The sequence below is a fragment of the Clostridium swellfunianum genome, from assembly GCF_023656515.1.
Taxonomy (GTDB): Bacteria; Bacillota; Clostridia; order Clostridiales; family Clostridiaceae; genus Clostridium_AT; species Clostridium_AT swellfunianum.
Window position 1 is genome coordinate 2,103,931 of the sequence record NZ_JAMOFV010000006.1, and the last position, 20,197, is coordinate 2,124,127.

Annotated in this window: 31 protein-coding genes and 1 pseudogene; 5 read left to right on the forward strand and 27 right to left on the reverse strand. The window is 33.0% G+C overall.

All coding sequences use genetic code 11. The annotated features are described in order from the left end of the window. Positions 1-37: 37 nt before the first annotated feature. From NBE98_RS09745 to NBE98_RS09865, 26 genes are all read right to left on the reverse strand, one after another. Positions 38-598, reverse strand: a complete 561-nt coding sequence (locus NBE98_RS09745) for a uridine kinase family protein (RefSeq protein WP_250814754.1) — start codon at positions 596-598, stop codon at positions 38-40. A 313-nt stretch (positions 599-911) separates the two neighbouring features. Next, positions 912-1,079 (reverse strand): hypothetical protein, encoded by a 168-nt coding sequence (locus tag NBE98_RS09750; protein ID WP_250814755.1) that lies wholly within the window; start codon positions 1,077-1,079, stop codon positions 912-914. A gap of 90 nt (positions 1,080-1,169) precedes the next feature. Beyond that, complete coding sequence (locus NBE98_RS09755; protein WP_250814756.1) at positions 1,170-2,138, reverse strand: hypothetical protein; 969 nt, start codon at positions 2,136-2,138, stop codon at positions 1,170-1,172. A 14-nt stretch (positions 2,139-2,152) separates the two neighbouring features. Further along, positions 2,153-2,554, reverse strand: a complete 402-nt coding sequence (locus NBE98_RS09760; protein WP_250814757.1) for a RusA family crossover junction endodeoxyribonuclease — start codon at positions 2,552-2,554, stop codon at positions 2,153-2,155. After that, complete coding sequence (locus NBE98_RS09765; RefSeq protein ID WP_250814758.1) at positions 2,551-2,916, reverse strand: hypothetical protein; 366 nt, start codon at positions 2,914-2,916, stop codon at positions 2,551-2,553. Before NBE98_RS09765 ends, NBE98_RS09760 begins: the two co-directional genes overlap by 4 nt. A gap of 77 nt (positions 2,917-2,993) precedes the next feature. Then, positions 2,994-3,704 (reverse strand): hypothetical protein, encoded by a 711-nt coding sequence (locus tag NBE98_RS09770; protein WP_250814759.1) that lies wholly within the window; start codon positions 3,702-3,704, stop codon positions 2,994-2,996. A gap of 24 nt (positions 3,705-3,728) precedes the next feature. Continuing rightward, complete coding sequence (locus NBE98_RS09775) at positions 3,729-4,124, reverse strand: replication terminator protein (RefSeq protein WP_250814760.1); 396 nt, start codon at positions 4,122-4,124, stop codon at positions 3,729-3,731. Beyond that, positions 4,108-4,455 (reverse strand): hypothetical protein, encoded by a 348-nt coding sequence (locus tag NBE98_RS09780; RefSeq protein WP_250814761.1) that lies wholly within the window; start codon positions 4,453-4,455, stop codon positions 4,108-4,110. The genes NBE98_RS09775 and NBE98_RS09780 overlap by 17 nt, the downstream gene beginning before the upstream one ends. After that, positions 4,445-4,690: an AbrB/MazE/SpoVT family DNA-binding domain-containing protein gene (locus NBE98_RS09785; protein WP_284703623.1), complete on the reverse strand. Its 246-nt coding sequence runs from the start codon at positions 4,688-4,690 to the stop codon at positions 4,445-4,447. The genes NBE98_RS09780 and NBE98_RS09785 overlap by 11 nt, the downstream gene beginning before the upstream one ends. Positions 4,691-4,710: 20 nt before the next feature. Beyond that, positions 4,711-4,881 carry a hypothetical protein gene (locus tag NBE98_RS09790; protein ID WP_250814762.1) on the reverse strand — a complete coding sequence of 57 codons (171 nt, stop codon included), beginning with the start codon at positions 4,879-4,881 and terminating at the stop codon, positions 4,711-4,713. Positions 4,882-5,149: 268 nt separating this feature from the next. Then, positions 5,150-5,869 (reverse strand): hypothetical protein, encoded by a 720-nt coding sequence (locus tag NBE98_RS09795; RefSeq protein ID WP_250814763.1) that lies wholly within the window; start codon positions 5,867-5,869, stop codon positions 5,150-5,152. 6 nt (positions 5,870-5,875) lie between these two features. Further along, on the reverse strand, positions 5,876-6,064 hold the full coding sequence (locus tag NBE98_RS09800) for a DUF6011 domain-containing protein (protein WP_250814764.1): 189 nt from the start codon (positions 6,062-6,064) through the stop codon (positions 5,876-5,878). Between the two features lie 11 nt (positions 6,065-6,075). Further along, entirely contained in the window at positions 6,076-6,204 is a 129-nt protein-coding gene (locus tag NBE98_RS22440) for a hypothetical protein (RefSeq protein ID WP_284703624.1), read from the reverse strand. Between the two features lie 11 nt (positions 6,205-6,215). Further along, complete coding sequence (locus NBE98_RS09805) at positions 6,216-6,359, reverse strand: hypothetical protein (RefSeq protein ID WP_250814765.1); 144 nt, start codon at positions 6,357-6,359, stop codon at positions 6,216-6,218. A gap of 12 nt (positions 6,360-6,371) precedes the next feature. Beyond that, positions 6,372-7,682, reverse strand: coding sequence for a replicative DNA helicase (dnaB, locus tag NBE98_RS09810; protein ID WP_250814766.1), 1,311 nt, complete (start codon positions 7,680-7,682; stop codon positions 6,372-6,374). A gap of 13 nt (positions 7,683-7,695) precedes the next feature. Continuing rightward, positions 7,696-8,562, reverse strand: a complete 867-nt coding sequence (locus NBE98_RS09815; RefSeq protein ID WP_250814767.1) for a phage replisome organizer N-terminal domain-containing protein — start codon at positions 8,560-8,562, stop codon at positions 7,696-7,698. A gap of 32 nt (positions 8,563-8,594) precedes the next feature. Continuing rightward, positions 8,595-8,819 carry a hypothetical protein gene (locus NBE98_RS09820; RefSeq protein WP_250814768.1) on the reverse strand — a complete coding sequence of 75 codons (225 nt, stop codon included), beginning with the start codon at positions 8,817-8,819 and terminating at the stop codon, positions 8,595-8,597. Between the two features lie 107 nt (positions 8,820-8,926). Next, positions 8,927-9,802, reverse strand: a complete 876-nt coding sequence (locus NBE98_RS09825; RefSeq protein ID WP_250814769.1) for a recombinase RecT — start codon at positions 9,800-9,802, stop codon at positions 8,927-8,929. Positions 9,803-9,816: 14 nt separating this feature from the next. Next, positions 9,817-10,866, reverse strand: coding sequence for a YqaJ viral recombinase family nuclease (locus NBE98_RS09830; RefSeq protein WP_250814770.1), 1,050 nt, complete (start codon positions 10,864-10,866; stop codon positions 9,817-9,819). A gap of 11 nt (positions 10,867-10,877) precedes the next feature. Continuing rightward, entirely contained in the window at positions 10,878-12,575 is a 1,698-nt protein-coding gene (locus tag NBE98_RS09835; RefSeq protein ID WP_250814771.1) for an AAA family ATPase, read from the reverse strand. A gap of 13 nt (positions 12,576-12,588) precedes the next feature. Next, complete coding sequence (locus NBE98_RS09840; RefSeq protein ID WP_250814772.1) at positions 12,589-12,741, reverse strand: DUF6906 family protein; 153 nt, start codon at positions 12,739-12,741, stop codon at positions 12,589-12,591. A 140-nt stretch (positions 12,742-12,881) separates the two neighbouring features. Beyond that, positions 12,882-13,043 (reverse strand): hypothetical protein, encoded by a 162-nt coding sequence (locus NBE98_RS09845; RefSeq protein ID WP_250814773.1) that lies wholly within the window; start codon positions 13,041-13,043, stop codon positions 12,882-12,884. Position 13,044: 1 nt separating this feature from the next. After that, positions 13,045-13,203, reverse strand: a complete 159-nt coding sequence (locus tag NBE98_RS09850) for a hypothetical protein (protein WP_250814774.1) — start codon at positions 13,201-13,203, stop codon at positions 13,045-13,047. Further along, the gene (locus tag NBE98_RS09855; RefSeq protein ID WP_250814775.1) at positions 13,191-13,349 is read right to left on the reverse strand and encodes a hypothetical protein; all 159 of its coding nucleotides are present in this window, start codon (positions 13,347-13,349) and stop codon (positions 13,191-13,193) included. The genes NBE98_RS09850 and NBE98_RS09855 overlap by 13 nt, the downstream gene beginning before the upstream one ends. Positions 13,350-13,403: 54 nt before the next feature. Then, complete coding sequence (locus tag NBE98_RS09860) at positions 13,404-14,114, reverse strand: BRO family protein (protein WP_250814776.1); 711 nt, start codon at positions 14,112-14,114, stop codon at positions 13,404-13,406. 47 nt (positions 14,115-14,161) lie between these two features. Continuing rightward, on the reverse strand, positions 14,162-14,395 hold the full coding sequence (locus NBE98_RS09865; RefSeq protein ID WP_250814777.1) for a helix-turn-helix transcriptional regulator: 234 nt from the start codon (positions 14,393-14,395) through the stop codon (positions 14,162-14,164). A 162-nt stretch (positions 14,396-14,557) separates the two neighbouring features. Between NBE98_RS09865 and NBE98_RS09870 the strand changes: the two genes are divergently transcribed. The 5 genes from NBE98_RS09870 to NBE98_RS09890 all read left to right on the forward strand — a co-directional run bounded on the left by NBE98_RS09870 (position 14,558) and on the right by NBE98_RS09890 (position 19,176). After that, on the forward strand, positions 14,558-15,136 hold the full coding sequence (locus NBE98_RS09870) for a helix-turn-helix domain-containing protein (RefSeq protein WP_250814778.1): 579 nt from the start codon (positions 14,558-14,560) through the stop codon (positions 15,134-15,136). A gap of 43 nt (positions 15,137-15,179) precedes the next feature. Continuing rightward, positions 15,180-15,605: an ImmA/IrrE family metallo-endopeptidase gene (locus NBE98_RS09875; protein WP_250814779.1), complete on the forward strand. Its 426-nt coding sequence runs from the start codon at positions 15,180-15,182 to the stop codon at positions 15,603-15,605. A 193-nt stretch (positions 15,606-15,798) separates the two neighbouring features. Then, on the forward strand, positions 15,799-16,605 hold the full coding sequence (locus NBE98_RS09880) for a HipA family kinase (protein WP_250814780.1): 807 nt from the start codon (positions 15,799-15,801) through the stop codon (positions 16,603-16,605). Positions 16,606-16,617: 12 nt separating this feature from the next. Continuing rightward, positions 16,618-17,385: a DUF3037 domain-containing protein gene (locus NBE98_RS09885; RefSeq protein WP_250814781.1), complete on the forward strand. Its 768-nt coding sequence runs from the start codon at positions 16,618-16,620 to the stop codon at positions 17,383-17,385. A gap of 162 nt (positions 17,386-17,547) precedes the next feature. Next, positions 17,548-19,176, forward strand: a complete 1,629-nt coding sequence (locus NBE98_RS09890) for a recombinase family protein (protein WP_250814782.1) — start codon at positions 17,548-17,550, stop codon at positions 19,174-19,176. On the opposite strand, the pseudogene NBE98_RS09895 reads toward NBE98_RS09890, so the two are convergent. Then, positions 19,142-20,191, reverse strand: a pseudogene (locus tag NBE98_RS09895) (YifB family Mg chelatase-like AAA ATPase); the annotation flags it as partial. The gene NBE98_RS09890 and the pseudogene NBE98_RS09895 overlap by 35 nt on opposite strands. Between the last annotated feature and the right edge of the window lie 6 nt (positions 20,192-20,197).

Below are 20,197 nucleotides of genomic sequence, written 5' to 3' on the forward strand. Positions count from 1 at the left end.
TTAAATAGTGCGCTGAAAACTGAGAACTTATCTAAAATTATCTCTTAATAGTTCTGTTTCTAATCCAGCTCGTTATTACTTCTAATGGAATCGGTTCAAAATTATTTCCGTTTATTATAATGTCTGCAAACATTTTTGTCCAAATAATATATTCTCTTTCTCTATGTTTAGCTGCTTCGAGGTAGTAATCCGCTATTTCCTTCATTTTTAGTCCCCATAAAGACATATTTCTTTTAATCCTTCTATACATCCGTTCGTCAGAATCCAATTCTATGAATATTTTAAGATCTAATAGCCTTCTTATCTCTTCAAAATAAAATATCATTATACCTTCAATAATAATAATATCATATTCCTTTAGAATGAAATTATTTAAGTCTGTTATAATTTTTTTATAATCAACGCTTTCAGGGTGATTATAATCATCGTACTCATTCTGCGAAACTGGAGATATAATCTTAGGTAATTTTGCCTTAAAATAATTGTCTGTTCTAATTGTTACAACCTTATACTCCGTTAATTCTTTTAATAGAATTTCACTAAATGTTGACTTTCCACTACCCGAAGCCCCAGCAATTCCTAAAACTAAAGGTTTCATAAAAAGCACCTCTCTTAATAAATATCGTTATAGGTACATATCACTAAGCCTAAAATAATACTCCAAAGCTTATCCAGGCAGCCGCTGACAAAACATCGGAGTCCTCTTATTCATCATCTTTCGGAGAACAACAGCTTATGAGACAACCTTGAAAATACTCTTTATATAGTCATCTTTGCTCTGCATAAAGTTACTATACCGATAAAGCTTAAGGTAATTTTATCATATACCTTATTACCATTTCTAGTAAACTAAGTAAAATTACTGCTTTTAAATACCGTATTATTCAGTTTTCAAAGAACAATTATTTTTATTAGATAATCACACAATCACTTTTTAATATGTGGTTACCCTCATTCTTCTTATCGTTAACTTTTAGTAAGTAATCCTCATCTAGCTCTTTAGTTACTTCATAAATCTTGCCTATTGATTTATTCCACCAAGCTCCTTGTTTTGTACATTTCATTATCATTACTTTCATGCTGTCACCTTTTCTTGCATTACAAAGCTTGTACCACTTTCAATACTGCATGTACTAAGCTTTGTAATGCTGTTAATTTATGAATTTTAATTAGTTTTTCATTGCAAATACTTGCTTAAATTCATCAACGAATCTATCTAGCTGTTCTTCATTTTCGAAGGATAAAATCATATTGGCATTAGATAGCTCTACTCCATTTTGACAAACCTTATAATTACCATTCTCACCTTGTAAATTCATTGATAATACTTTTAGTGCCTTAGTCTCTTTCATAGGTTTTTCCACCTTCGTCTCTTCTTGCTCTGATATTATTTTGCAACTGTTTCCTTTGCATACTACTACTGGTGCCTTTTCTGCTTGCTCAGTAAATTTATCTACTTCCTCAAGTATCTTGTCCGCTTCTTTATTTTCCTCATTTTCATTTATAATTTCCATTATCTCGTCAGCTGCTTCCTGTACTTCTAAATCTTCTTCAAGTTGCTTATCCCAGTCAGACTTAATTTTCTTATAGGCATTTGTCAACATACTCTTAGTTAATTTAGGGAAAGCTACCATAAGTTCATCTATTGCTTTCTTTTGTTTTATTCCTTCACTTACCAGCTTTTCACACATTACCTTTACATCGTCCTCATATTTCTGCATTGTCTTATTCATAATCTCCTGATCTCCTTTACATTCATTTTTAAATTGAAGAATTTTTGTTACATCTTCATGAACTAACTCTGCTAACTCATCTATTATCAAATCTATATCAGACCAGTTTTTTTCTGGCATCGATAATATTAATAGAGCTGTCATGCATCTGTCTAAGGTATCTCTAAATTCATCTATCTTATTGTCAGCTAACTCTCTAGCTTTCATTTCTGCTAGCTGCTCTATTAATTCAAGTTGCATTGGGGTCATACTATTTATACATTTCTTTAGCTTCTCTTCTTTTCTTAAGTACTCTCTTCTTTCTGCTCTGTTCATATCAGCCAAGCATCTTTCACTAGATTTTTGATATTCTTCGCTACCAACATAATTCTTCATTCTCACTAGCCTGTTATCTACTGCTGACAAGTTATCACCTCGCCTTAAAGTTTATCAATTTCAACTTCTACCCTCGGATTCTGCGAGTACCACTTATTAACTGTTAACTCTACTATTTGACTATCATCTGCATATGCTATTTTATTTAATGAATCTAAGATTATCTTGGCCACATTATCACAGTCAGGTTTTTTAGTAGGTCTTATCTCTTTATTTTTCATCAATTCCTTTTTCTTTTTACTTGCCGACTCAGGGATTGAATAATAGCAGCTTATAACAGCTTTTAACTGCGGTTTATCAGGTATTAACTTAAGTCCATTTATCATAAATATCTCTTTAACAAGATTTTCATAATTTAGAGTTTTTACAGGAGTATGGGCCCCGAATTTTCCTAATCTTGGTCTACCTTTGCCCATTGGTTCTCCAGGAATAATTAATCTAATCATTTACTATACAGCCTCCCTCCCATACACCTTAAAACAATGTCCAACTTGTCATATCCCTCTTTATGAAGCTTTAATGTTTTAACTAAGGAATTTACTTCATCACTTGATATCCCTAATATCTTTTGTATTTCTTTTACCTCATAAGAATCTTTATCGAACAGTTCAAAGAGTTTTTTCTGAAGTTCTAACTTGTATTCAATATCTTTTTTATAATTATTATATGGCGCATCTTTTCCGGTTCTATGATGTTCATAGCATAAGTGCTTTATATTAATCTTTGTATTAACCATAAAAGGTGCTGGTTTACGTTTTACTATGTGATGCTCTTTCGCTTCTCTACCGCATATTTCACAGTATTTCATTTAATCACCTCTTTCATTTGATTGTCATTTGAGAATACAGGGGTAAAACTATACTCTCAAAGACTGTAAGTCCTAAATTATGATATTATTTCAATATTCTCCACATCCACTAACATATCTTGAAGATATTCTTTTATCCTATTCATTGCTTCATTTCTCCAAGCTCCTCCATCAGCTTCATAAAGAGCTGCACGTGGTCCTGACTGCATTCTAAATATGAATTTTGATTCCGGTTGCTTGATTTCAGGGAATGTTCTAAAAGGTGCTAACGTTACTGGATTAGGAACAACTACATTAGCCACGCTTGCTACTCCAGTTCTTATTGCTACTGCTTGAGATACACCATCATCTCCTACTTGCTGTACATTTTCTTCTTTTACATTCCCAGTAACCTTTAGAAGAATAGTTTTATCATTATTGTCTACAAAACTGCTCTGAAGCATTATGTTGAAACTTTCTGTGTCCATAAAATTGTTATATCTAATATTGTTTGGAGTTAGAGCTTCACATTGCATATAGATTTCTCTTTCTTTATCCTCTCTTAACTCTGAATAAAGAGCTACTTTGTCAGGACTTATAACATGAATTAATAGCTTTTCGCTAGACTTTTTATCCACATTAGATTTTAAATAATCAACTAATGCTGTTAGCGTTGCAACTATTAATTTTGATGGTTTAGGATCTCTTACAGGATAAAGTTCTTTGCTGGAAAATTTCTTTCCATCTACATCTAAAATCTTAACTTCTCCTAGGTTTACTAAATATTCTAAAGCTTGTCTATCTAACATTTTTACATTCCTCCATTAATATAATTATTTTACTAGCTGCAGACCTTTGAGATCTGTCGCTTCTTTTTCTTCTTTATCATTTAAAATTTCACCCGTCTCAGAATCTACCTTGATGAATATCTGTCCGGCTACTTGTTTCTTAAACTCTGAAGCAATTACTTCACCATCAAAATTCTTATCTAATAGAATCTTAGTATGTACTGAAGTCCTTGGAGCCAGCCTGGTCTTAGCAACTATATCAACCTCTGTTAAATCTCTGTCCTCCTTGGTTACAAAAGTAAGATCTATAGTCACTTTTCTCTTGAATTTGTGGTCAGTATTGGGATCTAAAATGTTTTCAGCTACCTCCTTAAGTGCTTGATTGACTCTCTCAGTGAAAGCTCCACCGGCAAGCGTCTCCAGATTAAATTTTGTTTCCATGGTTTTCATCCTCCCTTTGTTTTTTTAGTGAAGTTATATATTTTTCAGCTACAGCAGCAATCTGTATAGCTTCACATGCTAGGTATATTCCATAGAGTCTTATTTTCTCTATAGATTCTTTTGGATTTTCATTTTTCTTAATGATTTCCCATGCCCATCTTAGCCTTTGCTCAGCTCTATCTAGTTCTATCCTTGCTTCTTCTATTTCTTCTTTAATAACAGCATAGGCCTCATGATTTGAATTAAAATCTCCAAATCCATACTCTGTATATGTTCTTTGAAGTTCTTCCTCTACTACTTGTTTAACAGAGTTTAAAAGCTTATCTCGCATTCCTTAACTCCTTTAGGCATCCTTTGCAGACTTTCTTACCTTTGTAGTCTTTTACCTCTGCAGCCTCTCCGCAGAATATGCAGCTTGCCTGGTATTTTTTAAGAACAACAGCCTGTCCATCAACATAAATTTCTAAAGGTGTTCCTTCTTCAATTTCCAGAACTCTTCTAGTCTCCTTTGGAATAACAATTCTCCCAAGGTCGTCAATTTTTCTAACAATTCCAGTGTTTCGCATTTTTATTACCTTCCTTTCTTTTATATAAACATAGTTACAAATTTCTTCTTACTTACTCCCAATATGTCGCAAGCTTTATCCAGAGCAGCACTTATACAATCGTGATAATCTTTTCCTGTTCTTTCAACTTCTTCAGTCGCTAGCTTAGTTGCTAAATTCTTAACTTCATTTCGAAGATCATTCTTCTTCACTTTATCACCTCACTATTTCGACCTATATTTGAATTGTTCATTAAACTTTGAAATTAATTACATCAGCATTAGGAACATATTCCTCCAAATTGATACCGCATTTATTATTGTTCATGTAGTGGCAAGAGTTGTCATCATTTTGATGAATACAAGTATCACAGATACTGAAGTTGCCATCCAACGAAGTCTTAATTAACAAATTTCTTATTAAATCAATATCATACATAGTTTTATTTCTCCTTCACCTTATTCTCAGATTGCGTCTTAACTATTCTTCGTACTCGATGAATATCTCATCACTCTTGCTATAATCATCAATACTTATCTTTGGATAGGCCTGATTTAATTTCATCAGATACATATCGAACTTTCCTAAATTTCTCAATGATTTTAGGTCGCTGACTTTCTCATATGTTAATCTGTAAGTATCACCGTCATACTTCGTCCATCTAGTAAGCATAAATTCTATGTTTAAATCCTCATCTTCTTCACATTCAAACCTAACAATTTGCTTTTCATAGTCACTCCAACTACTACTTACTTCTTCAACATCTAACCTAGTATTGATATACCCGCCCTCATAGTCATAATCGTCAATCTTATCTTTATCAATTGCTTCTGTACAGTAATTGCACCATTTATCATATATCTGAGTTATGTTTATACTTTTCAATTCTTCTTCACTAGTCATTAGTTCTTTGAAATTTTCAAGTATTTTTTTGTTTTCTAACGCTGTATTTTTAAGAACATCAACCAATACGGAGTCCAGCTTTGTTATATATTGAGAATAATCATAGTTCTCTAAGTAAGGTATCATTACAGACTTAACCTTATTTTCAATTACCTTCTTAACATCTCCGCCCCAGCTAAACATATCTTTTAACGCTGAAGAAACACATTCCTCAAGTTTAGATGATATTACCTTTTCAACTACTCCTTTTTCCAATTCCTTTGTTATGCAGTCCTTTATACTATTTTCTAAACTCATTATTCTTTACTCCTCCATCTCAAATATTGTTACCTGACCTTCTACTTCATACTTCTTAAACTTTAACTTTGCCTTACGCTTAGCTTTTTCTTCTTTAGCTAGCCTTTGAACCAAACTCCAGCAATTTGGTCCTATTTTCCGTTTTATACTTTCTTCATCTACTAGTTTTCTATTGCAGATTAAACATCTTTGCAAAGTCTCACCTTCTAAATAGCTTTATCCATATCTTTTAATTTCTTGGCGGCCTCCTCGAATGTACAATTTAAATTTCTAGCAAGTTTCATTGTTGCCACTACTTTTGCTATTGAATCAGTCTTTTGTTTACTTTTCTTCATCTTCGCATCCCCTATTTAATTTCAATTTCTTTTGATTTGCTCATTAGGAATTCAATTGCTCCTTCTTTCACTTCTTCTGCAGAAGCTTTTTCTATTTCCTCAATGTCGACTTCCCTGCTGCCTTTTAGTGCTTCATAAACTCCCCATCTGTTCATTAGTAACCTCCTTTAATACTTAGGCTTTTCAGTTATAAGCTGATACTCAGGCTTATATGCAAACTGTAACGTACCAGTCCTTCCATCACGCTGCTTAGCTATTATAGCTTCTATGATGCCCTTTTTCTCAGTATCAGGATTATAATACTCATCCCTGAAAAGCAAAATTATCAAATCTGCATCCTGCTCTATGGTCCCAGATTCTCTTAAGTCTGACATTATAGGAATTTTATCAGCTCTCTGTTCTACAGCTCTACTTAACTGAGATAGCATTATTACAGCCACATCTAAGTCTTTAGCCATTATTTTAGCTTGCCTTGTTATTTCACCAACCTGGTTAACTCTACTCTCCTTTGTATTTGTTGGAGTTATGAGTGTTAAGTGGTCTATAATCACTACATCTAAGCCGTATTTTAACTTTAGTTTTTTGCACTTAGCTTTAATTTCCGTCATTGTTATTCCAGCAGTGGTATCAGTAAACATGTTATTTCTATATGCAATCTCAGCTGATTTTGTCATTATTCTTTCCCATTCTTGAGGTTCTATCTTACCTCTTGGGAGCCTTGTAGCATTTACTAAAGTTTGAGCTGCTAGCCTTCTCGCTCCTATTTTTTCTGCACTCATTTCTAACTCGAACAGTGCCACCTTATTTGTCTTTGCAACACTGTTAGCAATATTTAATGCAAAGCAAGTCTTTCCCATGGAAGGTCTTCCAGCTATAACTATGAAATCACCTTTTACTATCCCATTAGTGGCTTGGTCAAGTGAATTGAGTCCAGTAGATATTCCTGTTATGTCTCCACCCCTCTCATAGTTTTCCTGAATCATAGTCAGTGTTTTTTCCATGAGTTCTTCATCCGTAAGTATTTTGTTTTCATTCTCAAAGCCTACATTAAGCAACTCATCCTCAAGTGTGCCTATGATACCTTTTACAACTTGCTCATCGTTATATACTTTATCTAAAGCATCCTGGCAAGTCTTAATTACTTTTCGTCTCTCTGACTTATCTCTTACTATTTCTGCATATTTTCTTATAGTAGTAGTACTTATTACCTCAGCGAACAATTCCGCAAGATAGGATACTCCACCTATGGCTTGAATTTTATCAGCTCCCAAAATATTAGCTAATGTAACCATGTCTATTGGTGTATTATTGCTGCTCATTTTAATCATTGTGCTAAATATTAACGCATGTCTGCTAGCATAAAAGTCTTCAGGCTTTAAGATATCTACCACGTCATAAATTGCTTCATTGTGTTTTAAAATACTTCCTAAAACCTGCTTCTCTGCTTCATTGTTCTGAGGTAGAGCTCTTAGTTCCATTTAATCTAGCCTCCTATTCAAACTCAAATGGTTTGTATGCTGCTGGAATGTTGCTACTATCAGTACCGGTCTTTAACTCTCCCTCATTTCTCTGCACATCCTCAGGGTTTTTATATCCTTTGTTTATCCAACTCTCTAAAATACTAAGTGTATACTTAAAGCCTTTTTCTTTCTTTTGCTGCTCAGTTCTTAGTTTTGTTAAATTGATTGCATGAATGATAAGTTCTGTATAATCACCCTTATGCAAAATATCTAATGTATTTTTCACATATACTGGCGTCATCTGTCGATAGAAGGTATTGTAGTATGCATGCTCGATTAAGTTAAGTTCATTTCTTGTATCTTTCAATCTATCTTTCTTTATATCTTCTATCTTACTTCTTATATCTATCTTCTTAATGTCAGTTTCACACCCGTTACTTAACGGTTTCTGTAACGTTTCTGTAACGTTACAGTCTGCTGAACATGTTTCTCCCTGAGCGGCTTCAAGTAGCTTTTTTTTGTTTTCTCTATGTCTTTTAACTCTTTCATTTGCAAGCACCTTAGCTCTTTCCATTCCTTCAATATTTTGATGTTCAGACCACCCAGTTATGACAATGGTCTCTTCTTTCACAGATATCATGTTAAACCTGCTAAATAACTCCAGAGCCATCTTTACAGTGTTCAATTCCATATCAAATTCATTAGCTAACATTTCTGGAGTGTATGCAATATTTTCGGTAAAGAGTATGTATCCCTGTGAGTTGCTTTTCCCTGCGAGTGTTAGGAGCATGACCCAGAATAAAACCATATCATTCCCACCAGGCATTTTTCTTATCTGTTTAATTTTTTTATTATCAAACATATCTAGATTGAGCTTTATCCATGTTAGTCCTGCCATATCTTCTGTTATCACCTGCCTAAAAATTTGTCTTATTTAACCTCAAAAATTAGATACCCACCATCATATTTGATAGTTTTCGGATCTACGTTGAATCTCTTTGCTACTTCAACGGTTCCTTCATTTTCTCTAAGCTTGTATATCATCTTTAGCGGTTTGTCCTTTGTATAAAACTTAGCTAAACTACATATACTAAGAATAAAAAGGAGTATTGCTAAAGCAGCTAGTCTTACACCATATATTCTTTTTTTATTCATGTTCTCAACCCTCCCCATTTTTGATATAATGGGGATATAGGTACCCCAATACCTATATCCAATCTTTCTACTTTTTAGCGAATACACCCTCTCCAAAGGGTGTATTTTTAATCTTGAAAAGGTGTCCCTTCATAAATGTCCTCTTGCTGCTCTGATTTAGTATCCTTATACTCTGCATCAATTACATTTGAATTGTCAGATGGACTATCTACATACTCTATGTTTCCACTAATATCAGCTCCTTCAGCAACTTCCTTTTTTATAACTGCCTGGTCTGCTGTTAAAGCTGTCTGCATTTCGATACTTAAGATTCCCCATTTACTTAGAGTGTTTTTTAATACAGTTTTTTTCGCCATTCCATCAAAATCACTTTGCCAAGGACCATTATTAAAAGTTTTTGAAAATCTCTTAGCATGTTTTAAAATGTCCTCTTTTGACCAGTAAACAGTTTTTTCAAAACCATTAACTAACTTAAAGAATGCAGCATATCCCATAACTTCATCGTTTTCTTTTGAATCAAAGTCAAATTCTAATTCTTCTGTTAGTGGATTCCATGACTTTAGTTGACCTTTATAAATCTCAATTACATTAATTGCTTTGTATTGACCAGTTCTTAATGCTAGTTGTACAAATCCTTTATAACCCATTTGAAACTGAGCTTTCTTAATTCTGTTTCCTGAAGCATCTTTCCCATTATAAGGAACTATCCAAGCAAATCCTAAGTTAGGATCTATAGGCAAATCTAGAGTTGCCGCAATAATACCGCTACTTACAATACTGTATGGCTCTACATCTTTTAGTGCAGTATTTGATATATTAATCATGCTAGCCATGAATCCAGCAGCTTTTTTACCTAGGATTTCTTCAAACTTCTTTTTCATATTAATATTTGCTAAGATATTTTTAACACCAATTGATTGTTGTGTTGTCGGTTGGCTTTCTTGAGGTTTCTTACTTACTAAGCCTCCATTTACATTTGCCATTGTTATTCCTCCCTTTATTTAATTTCTGATATTTTCATACTCACATATTCTGTTTGACCTTTAAGCACAGCTGCATAAGTTACTGGGTATTTTTCTTTTAGAATCTTTGTATCAATACTGTCTTTCTTAACTGTCCATCTGCTTATCTTATAAGTTCCGTCTGAGCCTTTCTTGCAATCTTTTAAATCTAAGTAGATCAATTGCTTTAGTTGCTCTTTTTCTTTCTCTAAAGCCTTTATTTGTTCATCTACTGCCTTATACTTAGATAACTTTCCATCACTAATACTGCTTTCAATATCGTTGTCTATAGCTTGACGGTATAAGATTTCTTTGGTTTCACACTCTAGTCCGCTTGGATCTGGCGCTAACTTATTTAAAATATTATTGTTCCAAAAGCTAGCTCCTATATTGAATAAAGCTTTGATATCATCTTCGTTTCTAGGTATAACCTTCCAATTAACTTCCTTTCCTAGTAGATAAACAATCAGGAAGTGCTTTAGCCCTGTTATACCCATGTACCACTGGACTTGACAGTAATATTCATCTGGAATTTCTTCACCTGCCCACATCTTCTTTAAGAACTCTGAACCAGTCTTAATTTCAATTCCTATAAGCTCGCCTGGTTCAATGGTCTTGATTTCGCCTGTATCTCTATTTTCCCAGTACACTAGTCTTTGTGTTAAATGTGCCAATCCATCAATATTTGCTGAGAAATACTCATAATCTTTATGAACCATCATGTATGGATAATCATATATTTTCAGTTCAACATCAGTAGTTTTTTTAAAGTCCTCTGGAAGCCATTCTTTTATAACTGGTTCCATTCTTGTTCCAAAGACTGTATGGATATTACCTCTAAACTTTTCTGAAAGTCCTAGTTTATCATTGAATACTGTTAATGCTGAGCCATACTTACTAAAACCTGCAACTTTGGCTATCTCAGAGCCACCTATGCTGTTGCATCTGTTGCTGTGCCATTTGCTCCTTTCCTCATCATCTTCTCTAGTGTCAAAGACTATTTTAGCTGTAGGAAATAGATCCTTATTTTCAATAAATTCAACCATCACCTTTCCTCCTATCCTATCTTCTCAATTTCAAATTCATCAGCCATGGTGCTTGTAACAAAATATTGATAATCATCTTTTGACATTTCAGAAATCAACTTTTGTTGCGCTGCAGGGTTTAAACTTTCGAATTTATCTAGGCAAATAACTTTCAATTCTCCTGCTTGCGCTCTAGCTATTCTCATTGCAAGTTCTAACTTTTCACCATCAGATAGACCATCTATTAAGGTACCATTAATCCTAATCAAACCATTTTCATCAACTGAAATACCATCAATAGGCATCTTGGCTGTTTTTAGAAGCTCACCAGGAAGAGTTCTTGCTGTATTAATTCTTGAAGTAAGTTCATTAGAGTATCTTTCTTTTTCGGCAAGCTTTCCGTCACGAATGTTAATCATCATATCCCACTGCCTTAAATAACTCTGCATTTCAGCTACTTCATCAGCTGCAGCTTGTAAAGGTTCTAAATTAACTGGCTCATTATTCTTTAGATAGTCAGCTGCCTTTCCTGCTCTTATTTTTTCTTTTTCAATTTCAGTGATTATTTTTTTTTCTACAGATTTAAGTTCTGCCTTCTCCAAATCATCAAGTCCCAAGAGTTCCTGCTCTTTAGAAGCTATCTTATTTTCATTTATAGAGATTAAGTCCTTAGATTCTTCCTTTGTAACTTCAAGCTGCTTTTTAAGTTTTTCTTTATCCTCTGTAGACTTTTTATCTACAAATGAAATTCTCTCAGTATATTCCGCCTTAAGTTCTTGTATCTTCGCTTGCAATTCAATCTCTAAATCTTGCTTAGCTTTTTGGGTACCAAGTTCAATAGTTTTTATTCCAGTTTGATATGTATTAACTAATCCATCTATAGAAGCTTCAGCCTTTTCTATCTTTGATTTTGCTAGGTCTATAATGTCTTTTATGTCTTCTCTAAGACCCCTAAACTTTAAATTTACTCTTGATTTTTCATTATCAGCACTTGCTTTTATTGCATTAACCTTTTCTTCAAAACTCTCTTGAAGTTTTTTTGCTTCTTCTATCCAATGATTAATCTTTTGCGCTTCATTAACCATGGAGTAGTATTCTTGAACTTTCTTGTCTCTCCAAGCTTCTCCATCATAATCTGCTGGAAGCTCATCAAGAATGACCTTTATTTGAGTTTTTAACTCATTAATTTCTCTGTTAACTTCTTGCCTGTCATTATAGTATTTTAATTCTATAGCTTTGAGTATTTGGAGAATGTGCTGTGAGTAGTCAATATTTGAAGGAAGTTCGCCAAACCAACGGATAATATTTTCTTGACTCCATCCAATCTCCAACATACTCAATATTGATTTTGTTTGTTCTTTTATCCCCATATTTACCCAATCTAATGGTCTAAATATATCTCCATTAATTAAGCTTCTTAGAAACTTTTCTGTGCTAGGTACTGCTTCATTATCTTTCCTGCATTTTAGATAGTCTGCTTTTTCAGCTCTTATCCTTCTGCTAACTTCTAAACCATTATCAAGCTCAATTAATAATGTTGCTTCATCAGCTCCATGCCTAATTACTTCTGTACGTCTATCCTTATTTGTAAAAGCTTTTTCAATACCTTCAATTATGCTACTCTTGCCGCTACCCTTGGGTCCCTTAAAGATGTTTATCTTTGCAGCTTCTAATCCAAGTTCTTCTACACCCAAGAAATTTTTAATCTGTAATCTTTTAATAATACTCACTCATTTTTTCCTCCTATCTTCTTATAGTTATTAACTTTCCAGTACTTATCCTATAGAACTCATAGCCTTCAGCAGTCTTCTTTGTTCTTAGGTAGTCATCTGGATCCAACCCCTGTTTAGTTAGAAACTTTTTTTCTTCCATGCTTGGTTTCTTACCATTTTTCACTTTTTTCTCATCCCCCGGTTCTATTCTTTTTTCTTAAGCATAGAATATATTGAGAAGTCTATGCTTTTATGGCTAAGTAAAATTTTTTATAAGGCTTTGCAGCCTTTCTTTAGGATTCTCTCATTGATTTGACATCCTTTCTATATTCTCAAATCCACTGAATCATCTTTTAATATTTCTATTAATACTTCAACTTCTTCTGTGTTTAGCTTTTTAACAAGTATTTCAGCAAGCACTTCTGCTACTTTTATCTCCAAATCCTCCCTATCATTTGGCCAGCTTACTCTAACTTTTATTGCCATACTAAATCGCATCCTTCCTAGTTCCTAATGCCTTTATGTACTTCAGAGCCTTAAGTTGTGCAGCACTCTCCTCTTCCCCCGCATAGAATTCTTTTATAACAGTACATTCAAATCGTCCTGATTTAAATTTTTCATGTTCTACTGAAACTAACTTTCCCATGAATTCATCATCCTTCCTATAGCCAATGAAGCTATTTTGTTGCATCTGGTGCATTTAACTTCTACTACTAATGAACCTTTCAATTTATACCTAAAAATTAATTTATTACATCCTGGACATCTAAACTCATTAAAACTATCAAACATAGAAACCCTCCTGTTTAGTGCCCTCATCCCTCGTCACGAAACCCTATTTAATTTTTATATTGCTATTTTTTCTTGTATTACTTTGAGAAGAAACTCTCTCCCCAACTGTGTCCAGCGTCTATGGTAAATAGCTTTACCGTTGTCTAATACCTCCTGTTTAATTTCTACATAACCTTTATCAGCATATTTTGAATATAAAACATATGTATCATTTTGCTTAAATTGAATTTTCAGATCATATAGTTCCTTGTTAAGCGCCATTGCTGATGCGAATCCTAACTCTTTTGCTATCTCAGTAGCTGTATAGGTCTTATTAACGTGCATTAATATAGTGTTGGTTTGCTCTAGCTCTTGTCTCTTCTTGCGCTCATCTCTGTATTTGGTCAATATGTCTAGGAGTAAGTCTGGATTATCCAGAAGGTCTTCCTTGACATACATTCCATGTTTTCTTACATCTTTGAGAATTTGTTTTACCTGTTTCTTAAATTCTTTAGCGGCAGGCATTCTGCTTTGCATTAAAACCTCATATAACCCATCTTCAGTAAGAAACCACATTTTGCGCCCTTGACCTGACCACGAAATTGTTTCGGTCAGCTTTTCAGAATCATCTACCATTGCAACCATTTCATTAACCTTGTTTGGATTATATTCAATCCACTCAGCTACATCCTTCGCTAAGAATAAAGGACTTTCATAAGTTCCATACATTCTAAAGTTTTTGCCTAGCAACTGCCTTTCATCTATGATTTGTAAATCGTTCCCCACTCTACATCCCTCCGTTTTCCAATTTAATTTTCAATGAACTACAGATACTAATAGCAAGTCTCAGTAACACATTGCAAACCATGGTTGCCATCAAGGTTAAAAAAAAGTTCCTCTAGCGGTTTACCTAATCTCTTGGAAAGCCTATAAGCAATTAAATATGATGGTTTGCTCTTGCCTGTTTCTATTTTAGATAGGTAAACTCTGGAAATATGTGTTTCAGAAGCGAGCTGTTCCTGGGATAATCCTATGGATTCTCTAATTTCTCTTATTTTGTTACCCATAATTTCCACCTCCTTTCGTGTTGCAAACCATTGTTTACATTTTTATTGTAACGATATTATATTCGGTTGTCAACTATGTTATGCAAGAATTTTCGAATTTATTTTTTATTTAGCTTTTGTAATCTATTGTTTACAAGTATAATAAAGTTAGAGGTGTGTTAAATGAAAACATTGAGTGAAATTATTACTAATTATATGAATGAAAACAGCTTGTCTCAACGTGATTTTGCTAAATTGGCAGGCATAAGCCACACTTATGTAGCTAAGTTGCAAACCGGCATTGACCCAAGAACCGGCAAGCAAATTGAGCCTACTTTTATGGTTATTGAAAAATTAGCAGATGCAATGAATATAAGTTTATACGATTTGTTTATTGAGCTTGGCAAGTTTGATGAAGCTAATTCTAATGCAGTTAAGAGAAGAACCGTATTTAAGTATGATAATGAAACAGATTCTTATAAGCACTACAATCCTAACACATATAGCCAAGTTAGAGTTACATCAGGCGCTGATGAAAACTCCAACAAATTAACAAAGAAAGATGAAAAAGATGTTGAGAAACTTTTGAACCAAACTATGGATTATATAGAAAGCCAGGAAGGACTTATGCTAAATGGCGAGATATTAGATGAGGACGATTTATTACTCCTTAAACAAGCTATCAAAAACGGTCTAGAATATGCTAAGATTTCAAATAAAAAGAAATATACTCCTAAAAAATACAGAAAAGAAAATAAATAAGTTAATCATGGGTTAATGGTCGGGGAATTAGGGAGAGGATATCTTGAATATAAAAAAGATAGTTAAAAAGCTAGTTGAAAAATATGGCACAAATAACCCTTTTGAACTTGCTGAATGTTTAGGGATTAAAATTTTATATGAACCTTTAGGCAATATTAGAGGATTTTATCAAGCCTGCCCTAAAAATAAAATAATACATATTAATAACGCCTTGGATGAATTGAACAGGCTTTTAGTATGTGCACACGAATTAGGACATGCTATGCTACATGCAAAGCTAAATATTTTATTCATCGAAAAAAATACTTTTTATATAAAAAATAAATATGAGATAGAAGCAAATATGTTTTCATCTGAATTACTTATACAGGATGATCTTATTAATCACTATCCTGAATACTTTACAATGGAGCAAATAGCAGCGAGTATTAATATGCCTAAAGAATTATTACAACTCAAATTAAATTAATTTAAGTAATTTTTTATACAATCTATATACATATATTTGAAATTATGTAATACGTCGTAACTTCATTTAATATGTCGAACCATATCAATAACTAAAAATAAAAATGCGTACGACCATACTTTGAGAGCCTTGAGCACCAACCCTTTTATTATATTAAACATTTACTTTCAATTGGAAAGCGGTGATTACTTAATTGGATATACTTAATATAGATAGCCTAGATTTTGTTATCGGAAATGGCTGCACTGAGCCTATTGTGGGCACAGGTGGCAACAATAAAGTTGTTGTTAAGCCTTTTAATAATATACAGGGCAATAAGGTCTTAATTAATGAGTTAGTATGTTACCTTATAGCGCAGCAATTACACTTAACAACACCAGAATGCGGCATATGTAAAATAGATAAATTCACAAAGGTTGATCAAAGCATTTATAATTTAACAGATTTTGGACATAATAATAATGGTTTAGGATTCTATTCCACATATTTACCTAATGTAACTGTAATTAATAATTTTAAACTCATAGAGTTTTCACAAAATTATAAATGGTTGATTCCTTCGATATTACTTTTTGATCATCTTATTTATAATAGTGATAGAAATAAAGGTAATCTCTTAATTAATACTACCAAACAATCAAAAAAAATGTACATAATAGATCATTCTCATACATTCAATAAGCAGTGTCTGTGGGATAGTAATCAATTATCGTTTTGCATAAAGGATAATGATATTGAAGATGTAACAATTATGGAAAGTAATTCATATTTATATTCCATGTTTAAGAAAGTTATTAAAGTAGATTTAGTATCGATGTTAGAAGCAAAAAATTTATTTCTTAATAGGTTGAACAAGGAGTTCTTTTATAATATAGTTAATAATATACCTAGTGAATGGGAAAGTAATACGAGTGAAAATAGAGCCTTAGCGGAGTATCTTTATTACAGATTTAAAAATTTAGATACTCTTATAAATATAATTTTAAGTTATCAATATTAGGGGGTGAGCCAAATGGCCTATATAAAATTTTCTGTTTTTTGCCACTATACTTCATTCCTTACTAAAGAATGTATTAATCTAGGAATTTTATTCCATAATATTACTGAAAATATTTATAGATTTGAATATACAACAAATTGGAAAAGAGTAAGTAATTTTAACGATGAGTTAGATATAGAATTTCTTAAAATTCAACTAGAGGGAATTAAAGATGAAGTTGAAAGTAAAGAATTTACTTTTAGCAAGAATAATAGTATAGAAAATTATATACGCTTCTACGCAAATGATTTTAAATTTACAGAAATTACAATTACAGAAGAGGATGATTTTGAGTCATTTATTGAAGAAACTAAAAAGATGATATTACGCTTCGATTTTTCAAAAGAAAAAAGACCAAATAAAGATGATCAATATCGCTATCTTAAAAATATTCTCAAAAACAAAAATATTGATTTTTCAAGCAAACGTACTCAAGGATATTTTTCTGAATCTCTAAACTTTGATTTAATATTAGGTAATTATGCATTCAAATTCTTTACGTTTGAGGGAAAAATGCCAAGCCATCTTGTATCTAGCGTAAAGTCTTGGGCTTATGATGCATATAAATTAAAAGGCACATATAATCTAGTTTTTGTTGCGGATGCTGATTTTTCCACAGATAACAAATATAAGGTTATTTTTGATATCCTTCAAGAAGAATCTTCTTATTTTATGACCTTTTCAGAGGTGATACCTTTTATAGAAAAAATTAATTTGAATTCTGAGGTATTAAACTCTTAAACGAACTAAAAAACACGTTGACATGCAAACATCCGTTTGATATATTATATCTAGAAACCCACACATTCCCGTTTAGATCATCTAGAGGTTCATGAAACCCATTATAAGCTTAGTTGCTTGTGGTGGGTTTATTTATTTTTTGATACTAAGGAGGATTAATATATGAAAGTTGCTGTCTACGTAAGAGTAAGTACAGAGGACCAAGCCGATAGAGGAACAATCGAAAATCAAATTATATTTGCTGAAAAGTATTGTGATTTACATAGTTTAGAAGTTTTTAAAGTTTATAAAGAAGAAGGAATAAGTGGTACGATTCCACTACATGAAAGGCCAGAAGGAAAGTATTTAATTGAAGATGCCAAAAATAAATTATTTGATACTTTATTAGTATATAAATTAGATAGGCTCGGAAGGTCAGCTCGTGTAACTCTTAACAGTTTATATGAACTTGAAAACTATGGAATACAAATAAAGAGCATGACTGAACCTTTTGACACATCTAATCCCTCTGGACGCTTTATGATAACTATGCTCGCTGGTGTTGCTGACCTCGAAAGAGAAACAATACTTGAAAGAATGTGGCATGGAGCAAATAGAGCTGCTAGAGACGGCAAGTGGTTAGGCGGTATTGTTCCTTATGGTTATATAGTAGATTCTAAAGGTTATTTAGAAGTAAACGACTCTCCCCTGCCTGGCTTTGATATAACTGAGGCTGAAGTAATAAGGATGATATTTGATTTAACTGTAAATCAAAAATATAGTTCAGTGAAAATAGCGAATTACTTAAATGCTTTAGGAATACCATCATCTTATAAAAAACTAGATAAGAAGGTACTAAGAGGAAAGCGCAAGGAATCCACTGCTGGAATTTGGAGACCTACTGCTATTCAAAGGATTATAAAGAGCAAGACTTATATGGGGATACATGAATATGGGAAGAGAAGCAATAAAAAAGATAGAGAAATCATAACAAGAGAAGTTCCTGGTATCATAGACTCTGATACTTGGACCTCTGCTCAAAATGTCTTAAAAGAAAATCAGATTGACGCTATGAGAAATTCAACTCAAGATTATCTCTTAAGAGGCCTAATTAAGTGTGGCTGCTGTGGAAAAAACTATATGGGAATAACCTATAAGGCTAGGAATAAAAATTTCTACACATGCACAAGCAAATACAGTTATGACGGTATACTAAACGGCAAATGTGCTTCTAAAAACGTTCCTGGGGCATTTATAGAAGAGTTAGTTTGGGATGACATACTTCACTTTATTTACAATCCAGGAGAGGTTGTAGAGCTTATACGCGAGAATTTAGAGGATACTAATAATAAGATAACCAGTCTTAAAAGACAGAAAGATCAATTACAGGTTTCTATAAACACTAAAGAGGAAGAAAAACAGTCAATATTAGATCTATTCAGGCGAAAAATAATTAGTGCTACTGATGTGGAAAAACAATTAAGTAAAATTAATGATGAGCTTTTAGTTAACCAAGAGTTGGTAATAGATTTAGATAAACAAATTAACTCTCAATCTATACTAGAACAAAAATTTAATTCAGTTGAATTGCTACTTGCTACTATGAAAGAAAAGATTGAAAATGGAATCACTTTTAAGGATAAAAGAGATATAGTTAAAACACTAGTTAAAAGAATTGATGTATATACTATAGAACAGCTAAATGGTCGTAAATCTGTCGATATCAAGGTTAAGTACAGTTTTACTAAAGATAGCGATATTGTACAAGGTGTTAATCACACGGACAGGGGTTTAATGCTCCTACCAACATAAAATTTGCAGGATAGCTAACATTGCCATTTGCACGTGAAATTGTAATTTTCTTATCCTCTAGCGGCTGCCTTAATACCTCTAATACGCTTTTTTTGAATTCCAGAAGCTCATCTAAAAAAAGCACTCCGTTATGAGCAAGTGAAATTTCACCTGGATTTAGATTACGTCCACCGCCAACCAAAGCTATTGATGAACTAGTATGATGAGGACTTCTAAACGGGCGTGTTGATAATAGACTATTTTCCTTTAGCTGCCCTATTATGCTGTATATTTTAGTTACTTCCAAAGCTTCTTCATAACTCAAGGAAGGTAATATGCTCGGTATTCTTTTAGCCAACATGCTCTTTCCTGAACCTGGCGGGCCCCACAATGCAATGCTATGGCTTCCAGCAGCGGCAATCTCAATTGCTCTTTTACAGCTCTCCTGTCCAACTACATCAGCAAAATCATAATTTAAATTATTTAGTTCATAATCGGTATCCTCAAAAGTATATGGAAGCATATCTTTATTCTCAAGGAAATCAACTACTTGTTTTAGTTCGCCAAAGGGATAAATTGATGAGTTTCTTATTATTGAACTTTCTTTGGCATTTTCGTTTGGTACAATAAACTTATTTATATTGTGATTTATCGCCTCTATTACAATCGGAAGCACACCTTTTACTCTTTTGACTTCTCCTAACAATGAAAGTTCCCCTAAAAATAAATATTCATGAACATCATTTATTTTTATTTGCTCAGTAGCAAGCAAAATACCTACTGCTATTGGAAGATCAAACTGTGAGCCTTCTTTTTTTAAATCTGCAGGAGCTAAGTTGATAGTTATTCTATTTACTGGAAACTCATAACCAGAGTTAACTATAGCCGATCTGACTCTTTCTTTTGATTCCTTAACAGCTGCATCTCCAAGTCCAACTATATTAAAAGAAGGCAGTCCATTACTTATATCTATTTCAGCTGTTACTATAACTCCATCTATCCCGCTGAAAGCTGCAGTAGCAATTTTAATTGCCATAATATC